This is a genomic window from Steroidobacter sp. (genome assembly GCF_016790065.1).
Lineage (GTDB): Bacteria > Pseudomonadota > Gammaproteobacteria > Steroidobacterales > Steroidobacteraceae > Steroidobacter.
The window spans coordinates 1-2,220 of the sequence record NZ_JAEUPY010000470.1 but is presented as its reverse complement, the minus strand read 5'-3'; the positions used below and the strand labels follow the sequence as shown (position 1 = coordinate 2,220).

The following is a 2,220-nucleotide window of genomic DNA, read 5'->3' as shown; positions in this document are numbered from 1 at the left end:
CAGGGCGACGACGGCGCTCAGGATCAGCAGCAGGCGCAAGATCAGCCGCAGACCCCGGGCGAAAAGACCAAGGGTCTGTTCAACAAAGGCAAGAAGGCACTGGGTGGCCTGTTCTCGAACTAACGATCGCAATACGCGCCGGCTGGCGAGACCCTTCGTCTCGCTGGTCGGCGCGTTTTTATTGACGCTGGTCGCCCCTCTGCACGCAGAGGCCATCGATCCCTACCCCCAAGCCGCACGCAGCTATCTGCTCGTGCGCGATCATGAAGTCCTCTGGCAACGTGCACCGACGCTGCGCCTGCAGCCCGCCTCGCTCGCAAAACTGCTGACCGCACTGGTCGTTCTCGAATCCAACTGGCAAGCGGATCGCTGGCTCAAGGTCAGCACCTACGCGGCGAGCGTGCCGCCGTCTCGGCTCGGCCTTCAGGCCGGCGAGCAAATCACTGCCGGCGCAGCGCTGGCCGCCATGTTGATCCGCTCCGCCAACGATGCCTGCCGCGTGCTGGTCGAAAGCGTGACCACCGATCTCACCGTATTTAGAACGCGCATGCAGACGCAGGCAGCTCGGCTCAAAATGTCGGACTCCAACTTTGTCGATCCCTGCGGCTTCGATGCTTCGGGTCAACACAGCACCGCCGCCGATCTTCTGAAGCTGGCGCAAGCCGCGCGCGCTGTCCCACTGATCGCCCATCTCACTGCCCTGCCTGAAGCAGAACTGACGACGCGCGGCGGCCGTACCCTCAAGTTCACCAGCACCAATGCCCTGCTCGGCCGCCTCGAAGGCACCGAAGGTTTGAAGACCGGCAATACCTCGCAAGCCGGTCAATGTTTGATTGCTTACGTGCGTCGGCAGGACCACGACGTCTGGCTGGTGATGCTGGGCGGGACGCAGCGCTGGTGGCTAGCACACGGCATGATCGACGAAGCGTTCTCCTCGCTCCGTGCAAACTGATCGACACTCATCCACCGCTGCCTGGCTAGCGCTGCTGCCGGGATTGGCCATCGTGCTGTTGTGGTGGCCGTCGCTCTCCGGCAGCTTTCAGTTCGATGATTGGAACGTCGTCGTCAACGAGCCGCGCGTACATTCTCTCGCCGCCTGGTGGCAATCCATGCCGGGCATTCGGCCGCTGCTCAAACTCAGCTACGCACTCAACCTCACGTTCGACGCAAGTCCCACCGGTTTTCGTCTAGTCAACGTTTTGATTCATGCCTTGGATGCGACGCTGGTCTTGGTACTGCTACGCATCCGTGGCATGCGCGCAGGCCTGAGCGAAACGAACGCATCGTACGCAGCATTGTTCGCCGCTCTGCTGTTCGCCTTACATCCGGTGCAAACCGAAGCAGTCACTTATATCTCCGGCCGGTCCAGCTCACTCGCCGCCTGCTTCTGTCTGCTGAGCCTGTACTGCTGGGTTCGAAGCGAACAGAGCGAACACCGGCAGCACGCATCAGCATGGCTTGCCGGTTGCTGTGTGAGTTTCGGCCTGGCGGTTGCCGCGAAAGAGACGGCGTTGGTGCTGCCCTTGGCGCTGCTGCTCTACTCCGCCGATCGTCCTTGGCCGGCGACGCTGAAACGACTGTCACCTCTGATACTGCTGACTGCGGCGTTGCTGGCGGTCGTCCTCAGTCTGCCAACCTATCGACGCTTGCTGGCAGTCAGCCTCGACACTCGCACCATCGGCGAGAATCTTCTGACTCAAGCGCACGCCATCTTGTATCTGGCCGGTCAACTGATCCGCCTCGGCAACATGAATGCGGACCCACAGTTGCCCGTAGTCACTTCGCTGAATGGATTCACCGCCCTGCTCTGCGCCGCCTGGTTGGGCGCCTTCGCTGTAGCACTCACGAGAATTCGTCGCGCGCCGGTGGGTACCTTCGCCGTGCTGTGGTTCCTGCTATGGCTGGCGCCGACCAATTCGCTGTTGCCTCGACTGGATGTCGCCAATGATCGGCAGCTGTATCTGGCGTTGATGGGACCCGCGTGGTGGTTGGCAGTCCGCGTAACGACGTGGCATCGAACTCAACCAGCATTGCGCGTCGGCTTCATGGTGCTGACCGTGGCTGCTTTGAGCTGGGCCACTTACCAACGCAACCTCGTCTACCAAACCGAAATCGGCTTCTGGCAAGACACCGCTGCACGTAACCCAGGTAACTCACGCGCCCTGAACAACCTCGGCATGGCCTACGCCGTCGACTGTCGCTTCGACGAAGCCGTGCAGG

Annotated in this window: 2 protein-coding genes; both read left to right on the top strand. The window is 61.7% G+C overall.

The genetic code is table 11. From position 1 onward, the window contains the following. Positions 1 to 103 precede the first annotated feature (103 nt). Positions 104 to 952 carry a D-alanyl-D-alanine carboxypeptidase family protein gene (locus tag JNL55_RS19465; RefSeq protein WP_293857470.1) on the top strand — a complete coding sequence of 283 codons (849 nt, stop codon included), beginning with the start codon at positions 104 to 106 and terminating at the stop codon, positions 950 to 952. Beyond that, a partial coding sequence (locus tag JNL55_RS19460) for a glycosyltransferase family 39 protein (protein WP_293857467.1) occupies positions 942 to 2,220 on the top strand: 1,279 nt, incomplete at its 3' end. The genes JNL55_RS19465 and JNL55_RS19460, both read left to right, overlap by 11 nt.